Annotated in this window: 22 protein-coding genes and 1 pseudogene; 13 read left to right on the top strand and 10 right to left on the bottom strand. The window is 71.3% G+C overall.

Annotation, left to right across the window (positions count from 1 at the left end; all coding sequences use genetic code 11):
- Positions 1 to 128: 128 nt before the first annotated feature.
- Positions 129 to 914 carry an SDR family oxidoreductase gene (locus tag ASG32_RS07570; RefSeq protein WP_020095932.1) on the bottom strand — a complete coding sequence of 262 codons (786 nt, stop codon included), beginning with the start codon at positions 912 to 914 and terminating at the stop codon, positions 129 to 131.
- A gap of 114 nt (positions 915 to 1,028) precedes the next feature.
- On the opposite strand from ASG32_RS07570, the gene ASG32_RS07565 reads away from it, so the two are divergent.
- Positions 1,029 to 1,925: a LysR family transcriptional regulator gene (locus ASG32_RS07565; protein ID WP_020095931.1), complete on the top strand. Its 897-nt coding sequence runs from the start codon at positions 1,029 to 1,031 to the stop codon at positions 1,923 to 1,925.
- Between the two features lie 357 nt (positions 1,926 to 2,282).
- Complete coding sequence (locus tag ASG32_RS07560; protein ID WP_020095930.1) at positions 2,283 to 2,555, top strand: usg protein; 273 nt, start codon at positions 2,283 to 2,285, stop codon at positions 2,553 to 2,555.
- Positions 2,556 to 2,678: 123 nt separating this feature from the next.
- Here ASG32_RS07560 and ASG32_RS07555 read toward each other — a convergent pair whose 3' ends face one another.
- From ASG32_RS07555 to ASG32_RS07545, 3 genes are all read right to left on the bottom strand, one after another.
- Positions 2,679 to 4,247, bottom strand: a complete 1,569-nt coding sequence (locus ASG32_RS07555) for a GMC family oxidoreductase (protein WP_056524138.1) — start codon at positions 4,245 to 4,247, stop codon at positions 2,679 to 2,681.
- A gap of 108 nt (positions 4,248 to 4,355) precedes the next feature.
- Positions 4,356 to 4,892, bottom strand: a complete 537-nt coding sequence (locus ASG32_RS07550) for a twin-arginine translocation pathway signal (RefSeq protein WP_056524135.1) — start codon at positions 4,890 to 4,892, stop codon at positions 4,356 to 4,358.
- Positions 4,893 to 4,960: 68 nt separating this feature from the next.
- Entirely contained in the window at positions 4,961 to 5,266 is a 306-nt protein-coding gene (locus tag ASG32_RS07545) for a hypothetical protein (RefSeq protein ID WP_056524132.1), read from the bottom strand.
- A gap of 253 nt (positions 5,267 to 5,519) precedes the next feature.
- Here ASG32_RS07545 and ASG32_RS34930 point away from each other — a divergent pair.
- Positions 5,520 to 5,759: pseudogene (locus tag ASG32_RS34930) on the top strand (ribbon-helix-helix domain-containing protein); the annotation flags it as partial.
- A 279-nt stretch (positions 5,760 to 6,038) separates the two neighbouring features.
- A complete protein-coding gene (locus tag ASG32_RS07535; protein WP_056524129.1) occupies positions 6,039 to 6,884 on the top strand; it encodes an aspartate dehydrogenase in 846 nt (281 codons plus the stop codon).
- A 151-nt stretch (positions 6,885 to 7,035) separates the two neighbouring features.
- Here the strand turns inward: ASG32_RS07535 and ASG32_RS07530 are convergent, their stop codons facing one another.
- From ASG32_RS07530 to ASG32_RS07520, 3 genes are all read right to left on the bottom strand, one after another.
- The gene (locus ASG32_RS07530) at positions 7,036 to 8,385 is read right to left on the bottom strand and encodes a dicarboxylate/amino acid:cation symporter (RefSeq protein ID WP_056524126.1); all 1,350 of its coding nucleotides are present in this window, start codon (positions 8,383 to 8,385) and stop codon (positions 7,036 to 7,038) included.
- 82 nt (positions 8,386 to 8,467) lie between these two features.
- Positions 8,468 to 9,919 carry an aspartate ammonia-lyase gene (aspA, locus tag ASG32_RS07525; protein ID WP_020095924.1) on the bottom strand — a complete coding sequence of 484 codons (1,452 nt, stop codon included), beginning with the start codon at positions 9,917 to 9,919 and terminating at the stop codon, positions 8,468 to 8,470.
- Positions 9,920 to 10,146: 227 nt separating this feature from the next.
- The gene (locus ASG32_RS07520) at positions 10,147 to 11,046 is read right to left on the bottom strand and encodes a LysR substrate-binding domain-containing protein (protein WP_020095923.1); all 900 of its coding nucleotides are present in this window, start codon (positions 11,044 to 11,046) and stop codon (positions 10,147 to 10,149) included.
- Positions 11,047 to 11,857: 811 nt separating this feature from the next.
- On the opposite strand from ASG32_RS07520, the gene ASG32_RS07515 reads away from it, so the two are divergent.
- The 3 genes from ASG32_RS07515 to ASG32_RS07505 all read left to right on the top strand — a co-directional run bounded on the left by ASG32_RS07515 (position 11,858) and on the right by ASG32_RS07505 (position 15,418).
- The gene (locus ASG32_RS07515) at positions 11,858 to 12,226 is read left to right on the top strand and encodes a hypothetical protein (RefSeq protein WP_132368888.1); all 369 of its coding nucleotides are present in this window, start codon (positions 11,858 to 11,860) and stop codon (positions 12,224 to 12,226) included.
- 217 nt (positions 12,227 to 12,443) lie between these two features.
- A complete protein-coding gene (locus ASG32_RS07510) occupies positions 12,444 to 14,015 on the top strand; it encodes an ABC transporter substrate-binding protein (RefSeq protein WP_056524301.1) in 1,572 nt (523 codons plus the stop codon).
- Positions 14,016 to 14,236: 221 nt separating this feature from the next.
- Positions 14,237 to 15,418 (top strand): serine hydrolase domain-containing protein, encoded by a 1,182-nt coding sequence (locus ASG32_RS07505; RefSeq protein ID WP_056524120.1) that lies wholly within the window; start codon positions 14,237 to 14,239, stop codon positions 15,416 to 15,418.
- A gap of 57 nt (positions 15,419 to 15,475) precedes the next feature.
- On the opposite strand, the gene ASG32_RS07500 is transcribed toward ASG32_RS07505, so the two are convergent.
- From ASG32_RS07500 to ASG32_RS07490, 3 genes are all read right to left on the bottom strand, one after another.
- A complete protein-coding gene (locus ASG32_RS07500; RefSeq protein ID WP_056524117.1) occupies positions 15,476 to 17,440 on the bottom strand; it encodes an alpha/beta hydrolase domain-containing protein in 1,965 nt (654 codons plus the stop codon).
- A gap of 167 nt (positions 17,441 to 17,607) precedes the next feature.
- Positions 17,608 to 18,030 (bottom strand): hypothetical protein, encoded by a 423-nt coding sequence (locus ASG32_RS07495; RefSeq protein WP_244491840.1) that lies wholly within the window; start codon positions 18,028 to 18,030, stop codon positions 17,608 to 17,610.
- Between the two features lie 187 nt (positions 18,031 to 18,217).
- Positions 18,218 to 18,472 (bottom strand): hypothetical protein, encoded by a 255-nt coding sequence (locus tag ASG32_RS07490; protein WP_026605357.1) that lies wholly within the window; start codon positions 18,470 to 18,472, stop codon positions 18,218 to 18,220.
- Between the two features lie 333 nt (positions 18,473 to 18,805).
- Between ASG32_RS07490 and ASG32_RS33710 the strand changes: the two genes are divergently transcribed.
- The 6 genes from ASG32_RS33710 (at position 18,806) to ASG32_RS07470 (ending at position 21,254) form a co-directional block, all read left to right on the top strand.
- Positions 18,806 to 18,982: a hypothetical protein gene (locus ASG32_RS33710; protein WP_157861914.1), complete on the top strand. Its 177-nt coding sequence runs from the start codon at positions 18,806 to 18,808 to the stop codon at positions 18,980 to 18,982.
- 10 nt (positions 18,983 to 18,992) lie between these two features.
- The gene (locus tag ASG32_RS07485) at positions 18,993 to 19,130 is read left to right on the top strand and encodes a hypothetical protein (RefSeq protein WP_157861912.1); all 138 of its coding nucleotides are present in this window, start codon (positions 18,993 to 18,995) and stop codon (positions 19,128 to 19,130) included.
- Between the two features lie 536 nt (positions 19,131 to 19,666).
- The gene (locus tag ASG32_RS35570; RefSeq protein ID WP_020095914.1) at positions 19,667 to 19,798 is read left to right on the top strand and encodes a hypothetical protein; all 132 of its coding nucleotides are present in this window, start codon (positions 19,667 to 19,669) and stop codon (positions 19,796 to 19,798) included.
- Between the two features lie 37 nt (positions 19,799 to 19,835).
- Entirely contained in the window at positions 19,836 to 20,234 is a 399-nt protein-coding gene (locus tag ASG32_RS07480) for a DoxX family protein (protein WP_056524111.1), read from the top strand.
- 333 nt (positions 20,235 to 20,567) lie between these two features.
- Entirely contained in the window at positions 20,568 to 20,828 is a 261-nt protein-coding gene (locus ASG32_RS07475) for a hypothetical protein (protein ID WP_056524291.1), read from the top strand.
- Positions 20,829 to 21,041: 213 nt separating this feature from the next.
- A complete protein-coding gene (locus ASG32_RS07470; RefSeq protein WP_056524108.1) occupies positions 21,042 to 21,254 on the top strand; it encodes a hypothetical protein in 213 nt (70 codons plus the stop codon).
- Positions 21,255 to 21,393: the final 139 nt, after the last annotated feature.

Below are 21,393 nucleotides of genomic sequence, written 5' to 3'. Positions count from 1 at the left end.
CCGGGAAGAGGCCGGGGAGAGGTCGGGGAGAGGCCGGGGATCGATCGCCCACCCTTCGTGCCGCCCGCTCCCCGCGCCGGTATCCGTCCCGTGCCGCGCGCCCGTCTCCGCGTCGCGGGCCTCGGCGGTCAGGCGACGGTCGGAACGATCCCGCCCTCGACCCGGAGCGCGGCGCCGTTGGTCGCGGCGGCGAGGGGACTCGCCAGGTAGGCGATCATGGCGGCGACCTCGTCCGGCTCGATCAGGCGCTGGATCAGCGACAGCGGCCGATGGAGCCGGAAGAACTCCGCCTCCATCGCCTCGGGCGACAGGTCGGGATCGGAGGCGACACTCTTCAGGAAATCGCCGATCCCGTCGGAGCGCGTGGGCCCGGGCAGCACCGTGTTCACGGTGACGCCGCTGCCCTTGGTGAGCTGCGCGAGTCCGCGGGCGATCGTCAGCTGGGCCGATTTGGTCACGGCGTAGTGGATCATGTCGGGCGGCGGCACGATCCCGGACTCGCTCGAGACGAACAGGACGCGCCCCCAGCCGCGCGCCTGCATCCCCGGGAGATAGGCCTGCGCGAGCCGGGCCCCCGACACGACGTTGACCGCGAACAGGCGGTGCCAGTCGTCGTCGGCGATGTCCGGGAAGGCCTTGGCCTCGTAGATCCCGAGATTGTTGACCAGGATGTCGACCGCGGGGGCCGCGCGCACGAGCGCGGCAGCGCCCTCGGCCGTGGCGGGATCGGCCAGGATCGCGCGCGCGCGGCCCGCGGCGGCGACCGCGGCCGCGGCCGCGTCGAGCTTGGCCTGCTGGCGCCCCGCGATGATGACCTCCGCGCCCTCCGCGGCCAGCCGTTTGGCCACGGCGAGACCGATCCCGGCGGTCGAGCCGGTGACCAGGGCGCTTCGTCCCGTGAGCTGAAGATCCATGACGGTTCGTCCTCGTTGCCGTGTCGGTCCCGAGGAGATGGACGGCCGCCGGATTGCTGAGTAGCAGGCATCGCGGCACGATGATCGTGACTTCGATGCACGAGTGGCGGCGCGATGGACAACCGGCTCGGGGACATGGAGGCGTTCCTCCAGGCGACGCGGTGCGGCAGCTTCGCGGCGGCCGCCAAGGCCCTGCGGCAAACCCCCTCCGCCGTGAGCCGGGCCGTCGCCCGCCTCGAGGCGCGCCTCGGGGTCGCGCTGCTCCGGCGCACGACCCGATCCCTGACCCTGACCCCGGAAGGCGAGGCCTATCGCGAGCGGGCCGCCGAGCTGATGGCGGAACTCGACGCGATGGAGCGGGGCCTCACCCAGACCGCCGCCGAGCCGAGCGGGCGGCTCCGGGTGAACGCCTCGGTCCCGTACGGGACCCACGTCGTCCTGCCGGTCCTGCCGCGCTTTCTCGCGCAGCACCCGCGGATGAGCCTGGATCTCGCCCTGACCGACGAGGTGATCGACCTGCCCGCCACGCAGGCGGACGTCGCGATCCGGATCGGCCCACTCCGCGACACCCGCCTGCGGGCCCGACGCCTCGGGCGCAGCCGGATGATCGTGGTCGCCGCCCCCGCCTATCTCGCGCGGGAAGGTGTCCCGGAGCATCCCGACGGCCTCGCGGCGCACAATTGCCTCAACTTCAGCTTCCGCCGCTCCCTCGATACCTGGCCGTTCCGCGTCGGAGCCGGTCTCAACCAGCGGCCGATCCAGGGGAATTTCTACGGCAATTCCGGCGAGGTGGTGCGCCTGATGGCGCTCGGCGGCGCCGGGATCGCCCGCCTCGCCCGGTTCCATGTGGCGGCCGATCTCGCGGCCGGTCGGCTCGTGCCGGTGCTGGAGGCGTTCAACCCCGGCGATGCCGAGGACGTCCACGTCCTCTATGTCGGCCACGCGCGCTTGGCGCTGCGCATCCGAAGCTTCGTCGATTTCCTCGCCGCCCACGCGACGGTGGAGGAATGACATCGGCGCGGCAGACGCTTCACGAGCGATGCCTCGACTGCAGTAATATTTATTTTCATTGCTCGAAGACGCGCAATATTGGAGACGCTTGGGTCCTGAACAGGATCAGATCCGGCGACGGAGAGGCCGGCTCGCGGTCCGGGCGCTGGAACCGAGCGTCGCCGAGCCCGTCCTGCGCGGCCCGACCTCGGTGCAGCGCGCGCGTGCGCGCGACCCCGAACCGCTCTGGCAGCCATCGTCCGCTCTGAGTGCTAACCGACTGAGATCGCGGGCGATTCGGCGTTTGTTAACAGCTCAGCCGGCAACTTTCTTGCTTCGTCGTGGGTCACTCTCACGATGCGCGCAGGAGGGGCCGCCATGAGCGTTTCGACCGCCTTCCGTCGTCAGCTGGAAGGCTACAGCCTGACGACAGCCGAGATCCTGTATCACCTGCCCGACCATCCCCACCTGCTCCAGACCTTCATCTGGCAGCAGCACGATCTCTTCCCCGTCTTCCCGGAGCTGAAGCGCTTCCTGGCCTTCTGGCAGGGCGCCCTCGATGGGCCGCTGCATTCGGTGAAGGTGGCCCACAGCCGCCTGATCAGGCCCGCGGAATTGCGGGCCGTCGGCAGCGAGTTTCACCTCCACTGACGCCGGGGGCGGGAGCCGAGCTTTCCGCGGACCCGCGCGGGAAGCGCGATCGCGATGGTCGCGGAGATCGCGGAGATCGCGGAGATCGCCTGCGCCGGCCGGATGCGGGCGCCGGATCCGCGCTCAGATCTCGCCGCGACTCATCCGCTTGGCGATGTGGTCCGCCTGCCGCAGGGCCAGCGCGACGATGGTGAGGGTCGGATTCTCCGCGGCGCCGGTCGTGAACTGGGAGCCGTCCGAGACGAACAGGTTCTCGACATCGTGGGCTTGGCCGAAGCGGTTGACGACGCCGTCCCGGGGCTTCTCGCTCATGCGGTTCGTGCCGAGGTTGTGCGTCGACGGATAGGGCGGGGTGCGGATGGTGCGGACCGCGCCGACGGCCTCGTAGAGGGCGCTGCCCTGCCTGTAGGCGTGCTCGCGCATCGCCTCGTCGTTGGGATGGTCGGCGAAATGGACCGACGCGACCGGCATCCCGTAGGCATCCGTGTCGTCCGACAGGGTGATGCGGTTGTCGGAACAGGGCATGTCCTCGCCCACGATCCAGAGGCCCGCCATGTTCCGGTACTTGTCGAGGGCGCCGGCGAAGTCGCGGCCCCACGTCTGCGGGTCGAGGAACGCCGCCATGAAGGGCAGGCCCAGGGAGAGCGTCTCGAGCTCGTAGCCGCCGACGAAGCCGCGGCTCGGATCGTGCCGGGCCTCGTCGCGCACGATGCCGGCCATCGTGGTGCCGCGGTACATGTGGACCGGCTTCTCGAAGATGGCGTAGACCGAACCGGTCGTGTGGCGCATGTAGTTGCGCCCGACCTGCCCCGACGCGTTGGCCAGACCGTCGGGGAACTTCGCCGAGTGCGAATTGAGGAGGAGTCTCGGGCTCTCGATGGAGTTGCCGGCCACGGCGACGGCCCGCGCTCTCTGCCGGTGCTCGACGCCGTCCTTGTCGGCGTAGACCGCGCCGGTGACCTTGCCGCCGGGATCGTGCTCGATCCGCAGGACCTGGCAGCCCGAACGGACCTCGAGCCGGCCCGTGGCCTCGCCCTTCGGGATCTCCGCGATGAGCGTCGACCACTTGGCGCCCGACTTGCACCCCTGGAAGCAGAAGCCGAGCTGCATGCACGCGGCGCGGTCGTCGCGCGGCTCGGAGTTGATGGCCATCCGGCCGGTATGCACCTCCGTGTAGCCGATCTTGCGGGCGCCGGCCTCGAGCACCTTGAAGTTGTTGTTGCCCGGCAGGCCCGGGATGCCGTTGGTGCGCGTGACGCCCATCCGGTTCTCGGCCATGGCGTACCAGGGGTCCATCTCCGGGAGGTTGACGGGCCAGTCGAGGAGGTTGGCCCCCTTCACGGCGCCGTAATGCGTGCGCGTCCTGAACTCGTGCTCCTGGAAGCGCAGCGACGCGCCCGCCCAGTGCACGGTCGAGCCGCCGACGGCCTTCACGATCCAGGCCGGCAGGTTGGGGAACGTCTTGGCGATCGGCCACGGCCCGGTGGCGTGCCGCTTGTCCTTCCAGGCGAGCTGGGCGAACGAATCCCACTCGTCGTTGACGAAGTCGAAGGTCTCGTGCCGGTCGCCCGCCTCGAGGATGACGGTGTCGATGCCCTTGAGCGCGAGCTGGGTCCCGAGGGTCCCGCCGCCGGCGCCCGAGCCGACGATGACGAAGACGGAGCCGTCGCTGAGGTCGTAGGGAGCTGACATGGTTTCCTCCTGCCGCGGATCGGCCCCGTCCCGTCTTCGCGCGGGATGGTCGGACCGAGCGGTGAATGCGTGTCGCGCGCGGCCGCCGGCGCGGGCGCCGGGCCGCCGTCAGAGCCAGTCGATGTCGTCGAATCCGCGCTCCAGGTAGCCGCCCTTGTCGAAGGAGGCGCCCTCGTAGCCGAAGATCGGCCACAGCTCCTTCTGGTTGTAGAGACCGACGATGAGGTTGGCCCGCACCTTCTGGAAGAACGGGGTCGGCTCGATGGTCTCGAGGAGGGCCGCCCGGTCCGTGTCCTGCGGAACCTTGGCGTAGGGCAGGCGGTGGATCTCGACGGCCGTCCGGTTGAGCGCGGCCATCCCGTCCTCGAGGAGCGTCAGTTCTCCTGGAGCGGTCCGCGCCGCGTCGTCGAGGATCTGCACCGCGGCGGCGTAGTACCTGTCGGCGACGCGGTCGTGCGGGTAGCAGTCGCGCGACATCTGCACGAGGGAGGCGAAGGTCTCGGGCTTCGTCGCCTTCGGCATCTGCGCCCAGGCCCGCCCGGTCACGCTGCCGTCCGGCATGACCGCGACCGCGAGCAGCGTCGAGCCGGCGGCGCCCAGGAACCCGCGGCGGGACAGGTGCGCGCCCGTCTCCTGCATCCTCATCCCGTCCTCCCCTGTCGGTGTCGGTCGTGCCGGTGCCGCGGCGGCCGATGGCGGGCCGTCGCGGGTCATCAGGCGAAGCGCCAACCGCGGGCGAGCACCTCGATCTTGTGCTCGTCCGGGTCGTCGATGAAGCAGGAGCGCGCCGTGCTCCGGGCGGCCCCCATGCCCAGGTCGCAGGCGCCGTCGTGGCCCGTGTTGGCCGTCAGCTCCGACGCGAGACCGGACGCGGCATGCGCGAGATCGATCGGGGTGAAGGTTTCGAAGCCGGGCCGGTCGGCGGTGTCGAGGCGGAAGGTGGCCCGGTAGAAACGCGCGGAGCGCGCCGCGTCCCGGACCCGGATCATCGCGGGGATCCGCTCGGGCATGTCGGACATGTCGCGCATGATCCCCCTGTCGAGGCCCGAGGCCGAAGGCCCCGAGGGGTCCCGCCGAGCGGAAACTTAGAGCCGCTCCAGCGTGCGGTGGTAGTATCATGCTACTGCGGAGCGGGCCCGCGACGATCCGCGGAGCGCGTTATGCCAGAGCCCGGAAGGCGGTGGAAACGGGCGCGCGCTGCATTATTGTTCCTCATCCCGGGGAAGCGCGGGCGGTCGCCGCGGGTGAGCGGCGCGGATCGCAGGGGTGGGCATGTGCAATCTGTACTCGGGGATGCCGTCCGCCGACTACGAGGGCGAGACCCGCTCCATCCGGCTCGGCGGACACTCGACCTCGATCAGGATCGAGGTGATGTTCTGGAACGTGCTCGAGGACATCGCCGCCGCTCAGGGCATGACCCTTCCCCGCCTCGTGACGCTTCTCTACGACGAAGTGCTCGCTCTCCACGGTGAGGCACGCAATTTCGCCTCGCTCCTGCGGTGCGCGTGCCTGAGGCACCTCGAGATGAAGGCGGACCGCCTCGCCTCGGCGCAGCGGCGCGCCGTGGAACAGCGCGGCAGGGTCGCGGGGGACGTCGATGGCGCCCTGGACCGGATCGACGACCGTGACGTCGGCGTCGGACACGTCGCGCGGACCGCGCGCGCCCTGCGCGGCGACGCGGTCCGGCCGCGCGATGCCCGCGGCGAGGGCTGAGGCGCGTCCCCCCCGGCATGGCCGATGCAGAGGGCTGGCGCGGTCGGCCGCTCCGGCCCCGATGAACGGATACCCGACATGCCGCTGCAGGAAGCCCCGAGGTCGCCCATCCGCGGCGGTCGCATCGCGATCGCCGGCCTCGGCACCGTCGGGCTGGCCGTGGCGCGCGCGCTCGATGCGGGCGCCATATCGGGGCTGAGGCTGACCGCCGTCGCGGTTCGCGATGCCGCCAGAGCCCGGGCCGCCCTCGCGGCGCTCGCGGAGCCGCCGGAGGTCGTCACCGCGTTCGACGCCCTGGAGCCGCGGGCCGACATCGTGCTGGAATGCGCGCCGTCCCAGCATCTCCCGGCGATCGTGCGGCCCTTCGTGGCGGCGGGGAAGACCGCGATCGTGCTGAGCTGCGGCGCGCTCCTCGATCACGAGGACCTCGTGGCGACGGCCCGCGCCCACGGCGGTCAGATCGTCGTCCCGACCGGCGCGCTGCTCGGCCTCGACGCCGTGACGGCCGCCGCGGAGGGCACCATCCGCACGGTGCGGATGATCACCCGCAAGCCCGTGCGCGGCCTCGTCGGCGCGCCCTACCTCGCGGAGAACGGCATCGAGATCGGCGGCATCACCGAGCCGATGCGCATCTTTGCCGGCAGCCCCCGCGAGGCGGCCCGCGGCTTCCCGGCGAATCTCAACGTCGCGGTCGCGCTCTCGCTGGCCGGCATCGGTCCCGACCGGACCGAGCTCGAGATCTGGGCCGACCCCGGCCTGGAGCGCAACACGCACCGCATCGAGGTGGAGGCCGACGCCGCGCGCTTCGCGATGACGATCGAGAACGTCCCGACCGACGAGAACCCCCGCACGGGCCGCATCACGGCCCTGTCGGTCGTCGCCTACCTGCGCAAGCTCACAGCCCCGCTCCGGGTCGGAACCTGACAGACCGGACCCGGCCGGCACGGCCCCTGCCGCCGCGCCCCCCCGCCCGGAGCGGTGCCCGGGCGCGGTCGCCTCTCAGAGCCCGGAGCGGTCCGTGACAGCGGCGAGCGGCGCGATCCCGTCCGCCATCGAGCGGGCCACGGCGGCCCCGTCAAGCGCGGGCGGCGCCGGCCGCGGGCCGCGCGGCGAGGTCGAGGCGCGGCCCCGCGGGCTCCGCGCTCACCTCCCGGACGCCGCCCGCGATCTCACCCCGCCACTTGGCGACCGCCGCGGTGGCGAGCCCGTTACCGAGGACGTTCGTGACGGTGCGCCCCATGTCGAGGATCTGGTCGATGCCCATGATCAGCAGGATGCCGGCGGCCGGGAGACCGAACATCGGCACGGTGGCGGCCACCACGACCAACGAGGCCCGCGGCACGCCGGCGATGCCCTTGCTCGTCACCATCATGACGAGCAGCATCGTCAGCTGCTCGCCGAAGCCCATGTGAATCCCGAACGCCTGGGCGATGAACAGGGCGGCCATGGCCTGGTACATCATCGAGCCGTCGAGGTTGAACGAGTACCCGAGCGGCAGCACGAACCCCGTCACGCGCGGGCGCACCCCGAAGCGCTCCAGCACCTCGACGGTGCGCGGGAAGGCGGCCTCGCTGCTCGCCGTCGAGAAGGCGAGGATCATCGGGGCGCGCAGCAGGCGCAGCAGCTCCACCACGCGCCGGCCCAGCACGGCCCAGCCGGCACCGATCAGCAGCAGCCAGAGCAGGGACAGGCCCGCGTAGAAGCTGGCGATGAACTTGCCGTAATCGAGAAGGACGCCGAGCCCTTGGACGGTGACGACCGCCGCGATGGCCGCGAAGACGGCGATCGGCGCGAGCCGCATCACCGTGTCGGTGACCCTGAACATCACGCGGGCGAGGCCGTCGAGAAGCTGCACCATCGGCTCGCTGTAGCGCCGGTCGATCGTGCTGAGACCGAAGCCGAAGAAGATCGAGAAGACCAGGATCTGCAGCACCTCGTTGCCGGCCATGGCCGAGACGATGCTGGTCGGGAAGACGTGGACCAGGAAGTCGCGCAGGTTCAGCGAGGCGGCCTTCAGGCCGGTCTGCGCCCCCGCGTCGGGCAGCGGCAGGCCCAGGCCCGCGCCCGGCTGGAACAGGTTCGCGGTCAGGAGCCCGAGGGTGAGCGAGACGACCGAGGCGGTGACGAACCAGCCCATGGCCAGCGCGGCGACCCGGCCGACCGAGCGGGCGTCGCCGAAGCTCGCGATGCCGGCCACGATGGTGGCGAACACGAGCGGCGCGATGATCATCTTGATCAGACGCAGGAAGATGTCGGTCGCGAGGGTGAAGTGCGCCGCGAACGCCTTGGCCTCGTCGGGTCCGGCCGCCAGTCCGTGCAGGACGGCGCCGACGAGGATGCCGAGTGCCAGCCCGAGCCCAGTATAGAGCGTGAGCCGGCCCGAGCGCGATGTCGTGGAATCCGGGTCCGTATCGGCGTGCGTCATCCGTTGTCCTCCCATGGGATCGTGTTGTTCGGCGTGCAGGATCCGACCGCTGGCGTCGCGGGCGCGGATCCCGGATTCTGGATCAGGCCCCGGCGACGGCCCGGGCGATGACCGGATCGGGGGCTTGCGGGCGGGTCAGCCGCTCGGGCCGGAGGACCGCGTCGAGCTGCGCGCGGGCCATCAGCCCCTTCTCGAGCACGAGGTCGTAGACGCCGCGACCGGTCGCGTGCGCCTCCATGGCGACGGCCGTCGCGTTGCGGTAGCCGATATAGGGGTTGAGCGCGGTCACGATCCCGATCGAGTGCTCGACGCTGGCGCGCAGCCGTTCGCGGTTGGCGGTAATGCCCCGCACGCAGTGGAGATCGAGCGTGCGGCAGGCGGCTTCGAGATGCGCGAAGCTGCGGAACAGGCTGTAGGCGATCACGGGCTCGAAGGCGTTGAGCTGCAGCTGGCCGGCCTCGGCCGCGAAGCTGATCGTCACGTCGTTGCCGATCACCTCGAACGCCACTTGGTTCACCACCTCGGGGATCACCGGATTGACCTTGCCGGGCATGATCGAGGAGCCGGCCTGCCGGGCCGGCAGGTTGATCTCGCCGAAGCCCGCGCGCGGACCGCTGGAGAGCAGGCGCAGGTCGTTGCAGGTCTTGGACAGCTTCACGGCCACCCGCTTGAGGACGCCGGACACCTGCACGAAGGCGCCGCAATCCTGGGTTGCCTCGACCAGATCCTCGGCCGTGACGAGCGGGATGCCGGTGATCTCGGACAGCCGCGCGCGGACCGCGGCCGCGTAGAGGGGATGCGCGGTGATGCCGGTCCCGATCGCGGTGGCGCCCATGTTGATCTCGCGGATCAGCAGCTCGGCCTCGCCCAGCCGGGCCTCGTCCTCGCCGAGCATGCGCGCGTAGGTGCCGAATTCCTGGCCGAGCGTCATGGGCACCGCGTCCTGCAGCTGGGTGCGGCCCATCTTGAGCACGTCCGAGAACTCGGCGGCCTTGGCCTCGAAGCTGCCGCGCAGCGACGCCATCGCGGCGACGAGCCGACGGATCGCGCCGATGCCGGCGATCTTGAGGGCCGTCGGGTACACGTCGTTGGTGCTCTGGCCCATGTTGACGTGCTCGTTCGGGTGCAGCTGCCCGTAGGCGCCGCGGGCGTGGCCGAGCAGTTCGAGCGCGCGGTTGGCCACGACCTCGTTGGCGTTCATGTTGGTCGAGGTCCCGGCCCCGCCCTGGATGAGATCGACCACGAACTGATCGTGCAGGCCGCCGGCCCGGATCTCCTCGCAGGCCGCCACGATCGCGTCGCAGCGCGCCGCGTCGAGCAGGCCGAGTTCCCGGTTGGCGAGCGCCGCCGCCTGCTTGATCGCCGCGAGCGCCCGGATCAGGTCCGGGCAGGTGGCCAGCGTGGTGCCGGTGATCGGGAAGTTCTCGACCGCGCGCAGGGTATGGATGCCCCAGTAGGCCGCCTGCGGAACCTCGCGGTCGCCCAGGAGGTCGTGCTCGGTGCGGGTCGGGGCGGCGGAAGCGATCTCGGACACGGCTCTCTCCTCGCGCGCGGAAGCGATCCGGCGCGCCGTAGGGCAGGACGGGTGGGCGGACGATTGCGCGTGAGCGACCGGCCCGCGTGAGGGGGCGTCGACGCTCTCGACAGTGCGCGATGAAGGGTCGCCGCCAGTCGCCCCGCCCTCACGGGCGGCCGCGCCTGACCGGCCGGCGTCTGATAGTCCCGGTGCCGGCGGGCCGCCAATGCTAGTTGCGACCAGAACTATTCCGAACCGGAATAGTTCTTCGAATCCGCGGCGGCGGCCGACCAGACGGCCTCCAGGAACGGCCGGGCCCGCTCCGCGCTGCGGTACAGCCGGATCTCCATCGACATCTCGGGGCTGACGATGGCGAGCGCGCCCGCCGCGATCTCGCCGGCCACGAGGCTCCTCGGCAGCCACGCGACCCCGTGTCCCGCGAGCGCCATCGACCGCAGGGCCTCGGCCATCGAGTTCTCGTTCGTGTGGACCGGATAGGTCGCGGGCGCGCCCTCCCGGGCCTGGGCGATGGCGGCGAGCCGGCCCAGGAAGGAGCCGCGGGAATATTGCAGGAGCGGCAGGCGGCCTTCCCGGTCGCGGGGGAGATCCGCCGGCGCCGCCACGGCCACGAGGCTGTCCTGGCCGACGACGAGGCAGGGAAAGCGATCGGGCCCGAGCGGGATCGGGATGCCAGGATGGTGATAGGTCAGCATGAGGTCGTAGCCGCCCTCGACCAGGGCCTGGAGGCAGATGTTGAAGTTCTCCGGCAGCACGCGGCTGCTCATCGCGCCGAGCTCGCCCCGGAGCGTGCCGAGCCAGCGCGGCAGGAAGGAGAGGCAGAGCGAATGCAGGGCCGTGATGGCGACGACGGGCAGGCTCGACCGCTCGCTGCGGTTGCGGAAATCGGCGCGGCTGAGGGTGAGGAGGCGCACCACCTCCTCGGCGGTCTCGAGGAAGTGGCGCCCGTCCGCCGTGAGGGTGATCGGGTAGGTGCTGCGGTCGAGCAAGGCCGTGCCGAGCCAGACCTCCAGGGAGCGGATGCGGCGGCTGAACGCCGATTGCGTGACGTGCCGCGCCTCGGCCGAGCGTGAGAAGCTACGGGTCTCGGCGAGGCTGAGGAAGTCCTCGATCCACTTCAGTTCCATCGCCGGCCGGGCCACGTCCAGGGGTCACGGCCTTGAAACGCCGAAAGGGCGGGCCCGGCAAGCGGGGCGGGCGCGTCCGCGCCGACGCGATCCGGCGCCCGATCCTGGGCGATCGTGGCCGATCCTGCCGAGAACCGCGCGCCGACGGCGCGGCCCGGAGCGGCTCAGCGGTCCGCCAGGCGCCCCTCGGAGAAGCGAGGCGGCACGATCGTGGGCTGCGCGATAAGTCTCAACGCGACGATGGCCGTCACGACGGCGTCGGAGGAGCGGCGCGGGGCGCTCCCCCGGCAGGCGGGCTCAGGCGAAGTGCGTCGGCAGACTCAGGGCCTGCGCGTAAGTCACCAGCGCGATCGCGCCGCCGATGAGGGTCGCGGCTACGGTGATGCGGTTCGTCCAGGTCATCGTCGTCTCCATCGGGCTCGCGACTGTCGTCGCGGTGTGATCCCGATGTAGGCTCAAGCTTTCAGGCCCGGCGTGTTCCGGAGCACCCGCGTCGGCGGCGTTGCCGGAGCGACGGGATCGCCGTGGCCGCCGGCTAGGACCGCGGCCGGCTCGGGGAGCGCCCGACCGAACGGCCCCTCCGGCGGCCCGCGGCGATCGTGCAGGCGTGCGGCACATCGAACGACACGGCGCAGCGATGTGACCGCGGGGCCTCAGCCGCGGGCGCGGCGGCCCGCGACAGGGTGCTACGTCCTTCGGTCGAGCCCCGAGCACCACAAATGATGGCGACGGAAACGCCCGCGCGGGCTCTGCGCCTGGACAGGACTGGTCCGAGTCTGGGTCAGCCTCGGCGGCCGGCCGCAAGATCAGCATGAGCCGGCTGGCCGCGATCCGAGAGCGTCGCAGGACACACATGCAGGAAACACCCCGCAGAGTCGTGATCCGAACGGATCCCGATTTCGAACAGGCCGTGATCGGCGGATTCAAGCTGGTCGAAGACGCCTACGCGCGCGGGATCATCTCTTGGATGCGCCGGTGCGCGTTGCTGGACCTGTTGGCGAGCGGCGAGTCCGAGCTGTACGAGAGGCGCACCTATGTGACGCCGCATTCGGACCCGGATGCGATCCAGATCGGCGTCTACTTGGAACCGACTTCGGCCTTTCTGATCGAACTCGGTCTGCTGACGCCGGAGATGACCGCGCCCGAACAGGCCGATTCCGGGGCCGACCGCGAGCGCTAGGGCCCGAGGCGCCGGGACGGAGGCTCCGGCCCGGCGGATGCGGGGTCGTGCAGGGGGCTCGCGGCGCGAGTTGCCCCGCCTCTGTGCCCCGGGCAGCGGCCGCGCGCGCCGGGGCGCGGCCCCGCGTTTGCCTCGCTGCCTCTCCGAGGGCACCATGCGACGCGACGAGGGTGACGGGCGCACGGTCTCCGATGGCATCCAGCACGAGCGCTCGCCGATGAGGCGCCGCGAGGTCCTCGCCGCCCTGGCCGCCGCCGCGGTCGCGCGGCCCGCCGTCGCGCAGCCCGCCAAGGTCCTGCGCTTCATCCCGGAAAGCGACGTCGCGGTGATCGACCCGATCTGGACGACGGCGACCGTGACGCGCAACCACGGCTACCTCGTCTTCGACACCCTCTACGGCCAGACCGCGGGCTACGAGTTCCAGCCGCAGATGGTCGAGGGCCACGCCGTCGAGGCGGATGGCCGCCTCTGGCGCCTGACCCTGCGCGAGGGCCTGCGCTTCCACGACGGCGCGCCGGTGCTGGCGCGCGACGCGGTGGCGAGCGTGCGCCGCTTCGCCGCCCGCGACGCCTTCGGCCGGGCGCTGATCGACGCCACCGACGAACTCGCGGCGACCTCCGACCGCGTCGTGCAGTTCCGCCTCAAGCGGCCGTTCCCGCTGCTGCCCGCGGCTCTGGGCAAGACCGGTACCTCGATGCCCTGCATCATGCCGGAGCGCCTGGCGAAGACCGACCCGAACACGCAGGTCACCGAGATGGTCGGCTCGGGCCCGTTCCGCTTCAAGGCGGACGAGCGCGTCCCGGGGGCGCTCACCGTCTACGAGCGCTTCGACGGCTACGTGCCCCGCCCGGACGGCGCGGCGAGCTTCACCGCCGGACCGAAGCGGGCCCATTTCGAGCGGATCGAGTGGCGGATCGTGCCCGACGCCTCCACCGCCGCGAGCGCGCTGGCGGCCGGCGAGGTCGACTGGTGGCAGAACCCGACGCCGGATCTGCAGGCGCTGCTCAGGAGCAGATCGGGGATCCGGCTGGAGGTGCTCGATCCGGCCGGCGGCATCGGCTGCCTGCGCTTCAACCACCTGCATCCGCCCTTCGACAATCCCGCGATCCGCCGGGCGCTGCTCGGCGCCATCGACCAGACCGAGTTCATGAGCGCGGTCGCGGGCGACGAGCGCGCCCTGTGGAAGGACCATGTCGGCGTCTTCAGCCCCGAGGCGCCGATGGCGACGCGCGCGGGCACCGACGGGCTGGTCGGCCCCCGCGACTACGCCGCGGTCAGGCGCGCCCTGGCGGAGGCCGGCTACCGGGGCGAGCGCGTCGTCATGCTCGACCCGACCGATTACCCGGCCACCCATCCCCTGGCCCTCGTCGCGGCCGAAGCCTTCCAGAAATGCGGGCTCGCCGTGGACCTCGTCGCGATGGACTGGGGGACCCTGGTGCAGCGCCGGGCGAGCCGCCAGCCCCCGGACAAGGGCGGCTGGAGCACCTTCGTCACCTACCTGAACGGCACCAACAACTTCGATCCCGCCGGCCAGCTCGGCATCCGCGGCAACGGCGATCAGGCCTGGTTCGGATGGCCCCGCGCGCCCCGTCTCGAGGAGCTGCGCGCCGCGTGGTTCACCGCGCCCGATTCTGCGGCGCAGAAGGCGATCTGCGCCGAGATCCAGCGACAGTTCTTCATCGACGTGCCGTACCTGCCGCTCGGCGCCTATTACGAGGCGACGGCCTATCGGGGCCTGACGGGCGTGCGTAACGGCTTCCCGCAATTCTACGACGTCAGGCCGGCCTAGAGCGCTCTCCACCGAAGTGGATACCGGTTCGGCGCAAGAGAGCGCGTCGAAACAGAGGCTTAGAGCCGCGCCCGGTCCGTACGTGGCGCGCCATCCTTCGCCGGGCCAAACCGTCGCCCCGGCGCGCGGCGCCCCGAGGACACCGGAGCCGATGCGCGTCGCCGTCCGGCCTTTCGCGGCCGCGGCGATGCGGGCGTGGTGGCGCGCGCTACATCGGTGCCATGCGGACTGCGCCAGCCTTCTCCTCCCGCCACCTCGACCGCCTCGGCGACCGCCTGACGGCCGATGTCGACAGCGGCGCGATCGCCGGGGCCGACATGCTCGTCGGCGGCGCGGACGGGGCGATCTGGCGACGCACCGTCGGCTACCGCGACCGCGTCGCGCGCGCGCCCCTCGGGCCCGACGCGCTCTGGCGCATCTACTCCATGACCAAGGTCGTCGTCTCCGCCGCTACCATGGTGCTCGCCGAGCGCGGCGCCCTGCGCCTCGATCAGCCCGTGGCGGCGTTCATTCCCGCCTTCGAGCACCTGTCGGTGCTCGATCCGGACGGCGGCCTCAGGCCCGCCAGGGCCGGGCCGACCGTTCAGGATCTCCTGCGCCACACCGCCGGGATCGCCTACGGCTATCTCGGCGACGGGCCGGCGCGGCGCGCCTACGCGGCCGACGGCCTGCTCGCCGAGGATCTCGACAACGCGGCGTTCGCCGACCGGATCGCCCGCCTGCCGCTGGAGCACGAGCCCGGCACGGTGTGGCACTACTCGCACGCCACCGACGTGCTCGGCCGCGTCCTGGAGATCTCGGGCGGCGCGGATCTGCAGCGGGTCCTCGACGCGACCGTGCTCGAGCCGCTCGGCATGGCCGACACGCTGTTCCAGACATCGGCCGCGATGGGATCACGCGTCGCGCAGCCGCTGCCGCAAGCACCGGGGCAGCGCCCTGTCTTTCACGATCCGGCGCAGCCGCGGCGCGGCCAGAGGGGCAATGGCGGCCTCGTATCGAGCACGGCGGACTGCGCCCGCTTCCTGCGCATGCTTCTCGCCGGCGGCAGTCTCGACGGCGCGCGCGTCCTGGCGCCGGCCAGCGTGCGGCTCATGACCTCGGATCATCTCGGGGCGGCGATCGCGAAGGCCGCCTACTATCCGCCGGGGCCGGGCTACGGCTTCGGGCTGGGCGTGGCGGTCCGCCTCGCGGCGGGCGAGGCGCCGTTCCCCGGCAATGTCGGCGACTGGTTCTGGAGCGGCGTCGGAGGCACATACTTCTGGGTTGACCCTGTAGAGGGGTTCTTCGCGCTCCTGATGATGCAGACCTCCTCGGCCGACCAGCGCCAGCACTACCGCACGCTGACCCGCACCATGGTCTACGCCGCCCTGGAAGACCGTCGACTGTCCGAGACGTCTCCCTGAGGGACAAGGTCCGCCCGACGCATGTCTACGCCGGCGGCACGACCGAATCCGGAGCGGTCATGGCGCGGACTCCTGCCGCGCCGCCTGGACAAGGCGGTCGCCGTCCTCGCGCAGGAGCAGGCGATCCCGAACCAGCGCGTCCACGGACTTGGTCACGGCAGCCAGGTAGGCATTCGGATCCGGGTAGCGCTCCTCCAGCGAGGGCCGCGGATCCCCGTTGGCCTCCCGCTCCGCCCGGGTCCGGGCGAACGGAAGCTGGCTCCCCTCCCGGTCGCAGAGGGCCCCCGCCGGGAAGGGATCGGCGTAGAGATTCCAGCCCGTGAAGGTCGCGCGCGGTGCGGCGACGGCCGGCAGGCGAATGCCTGCCACGTCGTTGCCATCCGCGTCGACGCGGGGCACGAGCGGCCGGTACTGCGGCCCGCTCTCGGGCTTGGGATCGACGTAGGTGCTGAAGCGGGCGATCGTGTTCGGGGCGGTCGGGACCGGCACACCGACGATGAAGGGATAGCCGGCTTCGGCCGGCTCCACCAGCGTGCCGTCCGACAGGCGCGGGATCCGGCTGTCGGGCGGGGGCGTGCCGAGCGTCACCCAGTCCTCGAGTGCGACGAGAAGCGCCCGGAGGGCAGGCGCCGGATTGAGGGTGCTGCGCATGTTGGCGCAGGGGCCTCTGCTCGAGGTCAGTCCGGCGCGCCCGTAGTGGAAGCCGCTCGAGACCAAGTAGACGCGTGTCGTGTCGGGCAAGGCCAGGTCGGTGCGGCCCAGGGGATCCGTCGCCAGCAGCGAGGCACCCTTCTGCCAGTACTCGGTGCCGGTGTTCACCTCGATCAGCAACGGGTCGAAGCCGTCGTCGCGCAGCAGCGCGCCGGTCCGTCCCGTCACCGGGTCGTGCTGAGCCGCCGCGGAGAACGGGAAGGCATTCTCCGGATAGAGATGGTCCTCGTGCTGCGTGTTGGTGCGGGACGGTTGGCCGAAGCGCGCGTTCAGGAAGACGCCGCCGATCCCCGCGATGTGCGACAGCACGCCGTCGAAGACCCGGCGCCCGGCCTCGTCGCGATTGAAGCCCTGGGCGATGAAGTCGCGCAGGTACCGCCCGCTCTGGGAGATGCCGAGCGCGACCGCGTGCCGGATCGCTCCGCCCGCCGGGTTGGCGCCACCGGCGGCATCGCCGCGCAGGTAGGCGACCACGTCGCGCGTCGCGGCGAAGCCGATGCCGAGCACCTTCGGCTCGGTGGCGCGGTAGGTGAACTGGTAGATCGAGCCCGGCAGCGGCTTCGTTCCCTTGGGCAGGAGCTCGAGTTGCCGCGGCGTCGCGTAGTGCCACGCCTCCTCCGGAACCGGCCGAGGCGGGTCGGCCTCCCGGCGGCGCACGGTCAGCTGCGTGCCGGCCTTGTCCTGGCTGGCCGCCTTGAAGGTGAGATAGAAGGGCGCCTCTGGCGGCCCGCGCGTCGCGCTCACGAGTTCGTCGCGCACGATCTCCACGATCGGCTTGCCGTTCCTGGAGGCGACCGGCACGTCGATGGCCATGCCGCCCTGCTGGCGCAGCGCGTCCGCCTCCCAGCCCGACCAGACGATCGTATCGCCGCGACGCAGGACGAGGCCGGTTCCGGCGTCGACGGCGTTGCGCGGATCGTTGACGGCCTGGGCCCCTTGGGCCGGCGCGTCCAGCACCCAGTTGAAGAGGAACTTGCGGCCGCGATTCAGCACCTCGAACAGCAGCGTACCGCTGCCGCGGGCGGGGTCCTTCGGGCGCAGGATGAACAGGTCGGTCCTGTATTCGACCATGCCGCGCGCGTTGCGCGGCGCCAGCGCGATGTCGACGATGCCGGCATTGGCCGGATCTGCCGGATCGAGCTCGCCGCGGGCGGCACCGATGACCCGCTCGTACGCGCCGGCAGGTCCGAATTCAGCGCCGTCGGCGAACGGCTCGACGGTGACGACCTCGATCTGAGTGATCCGCGCCTGTGCCGGCGTGACGCCGAGCGCGCAGCCGAGCGCGCCGGCAAGAATCCAACCGGTCCGCATGGTCCCCCCTCCCGCGCGGCTCGTTCTCCTGGCCAGCCGTGTCAGCAAACACAGATGGAACGGGCCGTCGAGCGCGCTGCCCGCGAAGGCATTGCGTTCCCGGACCGCCTGTCAGCCGGTCTCGGGAGGCCCCCGGGCGGGCAAGGCGAGCATCCGCGAGGGGCAGCCTAGCGAGGCGCGAAGATCGTCACGTTGCTGTTGATCTGGTAGGCGGCCGTCGGCTTCGTGTTGACCAACCGCAGATAGATCGGGCTCTCGCCGAGGATCGCGCCGAACGCCCGTGTTACCTTGAGCGGGAAGCAGCGTGCCAGCACAGCGGATGCCGCCTCCTCGTAGCGACGGTGCGCGTCCTGGTCGCCGACCAGTCGCCGCGCGGTGATGAGCGGCTTGCCCCGGATGACACCCGTCTTGTCGAGGCCGAACCGGTAGGCAATCAGGGATCCCTCCGTGCCGGGCGGCACCGTCCAGCACGCCGCCATCGCCTCGCGGAACTCAGCCCAGTTGTTGACGGGCGCGACCTGAGATCGCGCCGGCAGATCTGACAGAACAGAGACGGCTGCTGCGAGCAGCGTGGCAAACGGTTTTGCCAAGGGCACCTCCGCGATGACCGCCGTATCTCCGAAGTATTCTGCTCGAACAGGGCCGCGATCTCGTTGCCGCGGCTTCAGGTCATCGCCGACAGGGGAGGATGTGCCGTCGACCCCGATGCCAGTGACCCGGGCCGATCCCGGGGCGTGCTCGACGTCGCGGACCCACCATCGACGCGCCCGGATTCGCTCACTGACGCGGTGCCGGCGCGGGATTCTGCGGCGACGCCCCCGGCTGTGCGGGTGCCTGCGGGATCGAGTTCTGAGGCGGAGGCGGCGGCTGCTGACCGGTGCTGGCCGGAGCCTGATCGTTCTGCAGGGTCTGGTTCGCCTGAGTCTGGATCTTGTCGGCCGTCTGCTGGCTGATGACTCCGTAGGAGACTGCAGCGGCGAGCGCGACGGCGATAACGGCTCCGATGATGGTCTTGGTCAGCTTGGGCGGCATCGTTGCGTCCTCCACGATCAAAGTCAGTCCGACGGCGGCTCCCGGTCAGATGACATAGGCGGCAACCGTGCCTGAGGTAGTTCCCCGGCCCGGATCAGCAGCCGCCCGGCCTCTGAGATCGGGGGGTCTGCCGGGACCGGAGCCGTTGGGCCGGAAGTGCGGCCGGTGCCCGGAGCTGGTGAGGGAAGGCGCGTCGCCGCGGCGATCAGGGCGGACTACCCGAGGGAGAAGGATCTCCAGCGCGCCGGCGCCGTCGGAACCCGACCCTGCCACCGGGTTGCAATCGGTTAAAGAACGGTTAAGCTTCTACGTAGGTAATACGGGGGAGCGGTCATGAAACCAATCTATCCGCAGCGTGAGGACGGTCTGCGTGTCGCGCAATCGACCGCGATCACAGTTTTCCCTCAGCACGAAGACGAGATCCTCCAGGAACAGATGCGGCGGCAGCACAATGCGCGTGCCCGCCACCGTTCGGCGCGCCGCCATCTCGCCGCGCGGGCCCATAGCTGAGGGCACGGCCATGCTCGAACCATTGCTCTTCATCGGCCTAATCATCGCCGCTGTGGCTGCCGCGACCCGGCTCGGGATCGCCGCCGCGGCACCGATGGCGCCGTCGCGCCTCGACGCGTGGGACGGACGCGCCGACGCGGACGCCTGAATCGGCAGCGTCCTCCCGGTAGCACCGTCGTCGCGCCCGCGGACGGGCGGGCTGGACCCCAGGCGTCGCCGAGCGCCGCGCCCGTCTTCCCGGGTTGTCGGGTCCCCGCCGCGGAGGCTTACGGGGGCGGCGCGTCGGAGACCGTGGCGGTGTCGCCTGAGACACCGATCGTCGCCTATGAGCTAGTCGATCCGTCGGCGATCCCTCCCGACGCGAAGGTCTTCGTCACCGCCGAGCGGGACGGCGGCAAACTGACGGCGCTCCGGGCCGGCGTGGGCGAGGACGGCCTCACCCCGGCATGTAGCCGACGATGTGGCCGGCGGCGGTCGGTCGCCGCGCGGCCATGGCGTCGCGGCGCATCCCGGAGGCGTGCCGGCGATCGCGCGTGGCGCTGTGGATCGCTCACCGAGAACGGCGTCTCAACTGATTTGGTGCAATCCAACGCAATAATCGAAGCAATAACGGCGCAATCCAGCTTGGCCATATGACCGTCCTGGGACAGCCGATCCACGGCTGCACGGATGAGGCAACCACCGATGGCCACCAAGATGATGACCAAGGGCATGACCGTCACCGACCACATCGTGGCTTGGTCGATGCTGACTGGCTTGGCGCTCGCCGTCCTCCAGCTCGCCCTGACCGCGGCGCTGCCGACGCACTTCGTCTGATCCGCCGAGAGTGATGCCTGCAGGGAGGGGTGTGGGGATGGCTCGGGTTCGGGATAGGCGGAGTGTCGGCAGCGTGGCGCTGCGAGGCCTGTTGACCGCGGTGTTCCTGGTGGCTGCCGTCATGAAGTTCGCCGCTGTGCCGTTCGAGGTCGAGGGCTTCGTCCGCTTCGGCTACCCGCTGTGGTTCATGGACGTGGTCGGCGCCCTGCAACTCCTCGGCGCGGTGCTCCTCTGGACGCCCGGTTGCGTCGCCCTCGGCGCCGGTCTTCTCGCCGTGCTCATGGCCGGCGCGGTCGGCAGCCATCTCCTCGCGGGCGACCCCGTTCTGATGCCGCTTCCCGCCCTCATGCTTCTCCTCCTGCTGGGCGGCGTCGCTCACGCGCGCCGGTCCGAGCTTCTGCCGTCCGGCAGCGACACGGAGATGCGGCAGGCCTGACCGTTCCGACAGGGCGGATTCGGCCATTCACGTCCGCGCGGGGGCGAAGTGGGGGCGCAGTGGGGGCACAGTGGGGGCTCGTCGGTTCGAGCCTTGACCGGCGCGGCCGCGAGCGGAGTGACGGGCACGCGGCAGTCCAGACACCACGCCCGGCCGCCGGGGCTCGGTGCCAGCGACGCGGAAATCGTCCCCGGGCGCTGATCGATCTGCGGCGACGGTCACGCATGTCTGCCGTGCCGACACGGGTGTGGCGACCATCGCGAACCGCCGTTAAGCCCTCCGGCCCTACCGGCGACACGGTACATGCGCCGGGCCTGGCCCATCGGGACCCCCATGAGAAAGTTGCTCGCGTTCGCCGTGGCCATCGTCGTGTGCGCGGGTCCCGCGCTCGCCCTGGCCGATCAGCCGGCTCGGGATTGCGACCGGGACCCCGAGACGACGGGCGCGTTGCCCGGTGATCCCCGCAGTCTGTACCTGCCTGGCGAGCGACCGGTGAAGGCCGACCGAGACCCGCCAGAGGCCAGCTGGCAGGACGAGGCCCGAGAGACGTCCGAGCAGCGCAGGCGCGATCTCCTCGCCTGCGGCGTGGACTGAGGCGGGTGGCCGATCACCGCGACGGAAGGATCGGCGGCGTCAGCGTCAGCCTGGGACATCTTCGGTTCCCCGCCGGTGACGATCCCCTAACCGGGCCCAGGCACCGTGATGGCGGGCCGCGTTGCGTATCGGCTCACGGGTGGTGACACCGGACGCTCCCCCGCCCCGTGACGGGATCGGTGGCGCAGGACGGCCGAAGCTGGGGGGGCACGCATGAGGGACGAGCCGGACCAGACGCTCTCGGACGAGGAGCTGGACCGTCTGGCGCGCGAGCTGTTCGCCGAGGTCCGCGGCGAGTACTCGGAAGCGAAAGTGGAGCGGGCCCTGAAGACCGCCGGTGAGGTCGCCGGGGAAGTGCTTCCCGGGATACCGGACTGGCTGCTCGACGATAGCGACGACGCCAGCGCCGGCGACAGCGGGACCTGAACCTCGCGGGACTGTCAGGAATTTCGTGTGGGGGCGGCCATAGTGGACCCGAAGGAGGTTCCCGATGGCACGACGCAAAGCACCCCGCATCCCTGACGCGATCCTGACGCAAAGCACCCCGCATCCCTGACGCGATCCT

Origin of the sequence: Methylobacterium sp. Leaf361, assembly GCF_001424445.1 — a bacterium.
Classification (GTDB): Bacteria; Pseudomonadota; Alphaproteobacteria; order Rhizobiales; family Beijerinckiaceae; genus Methylobacterium.
Note: the sequence above shows the minus strand (reverse complement) of the source record. Positions and strands in the feature narration are given on the sequence as shown.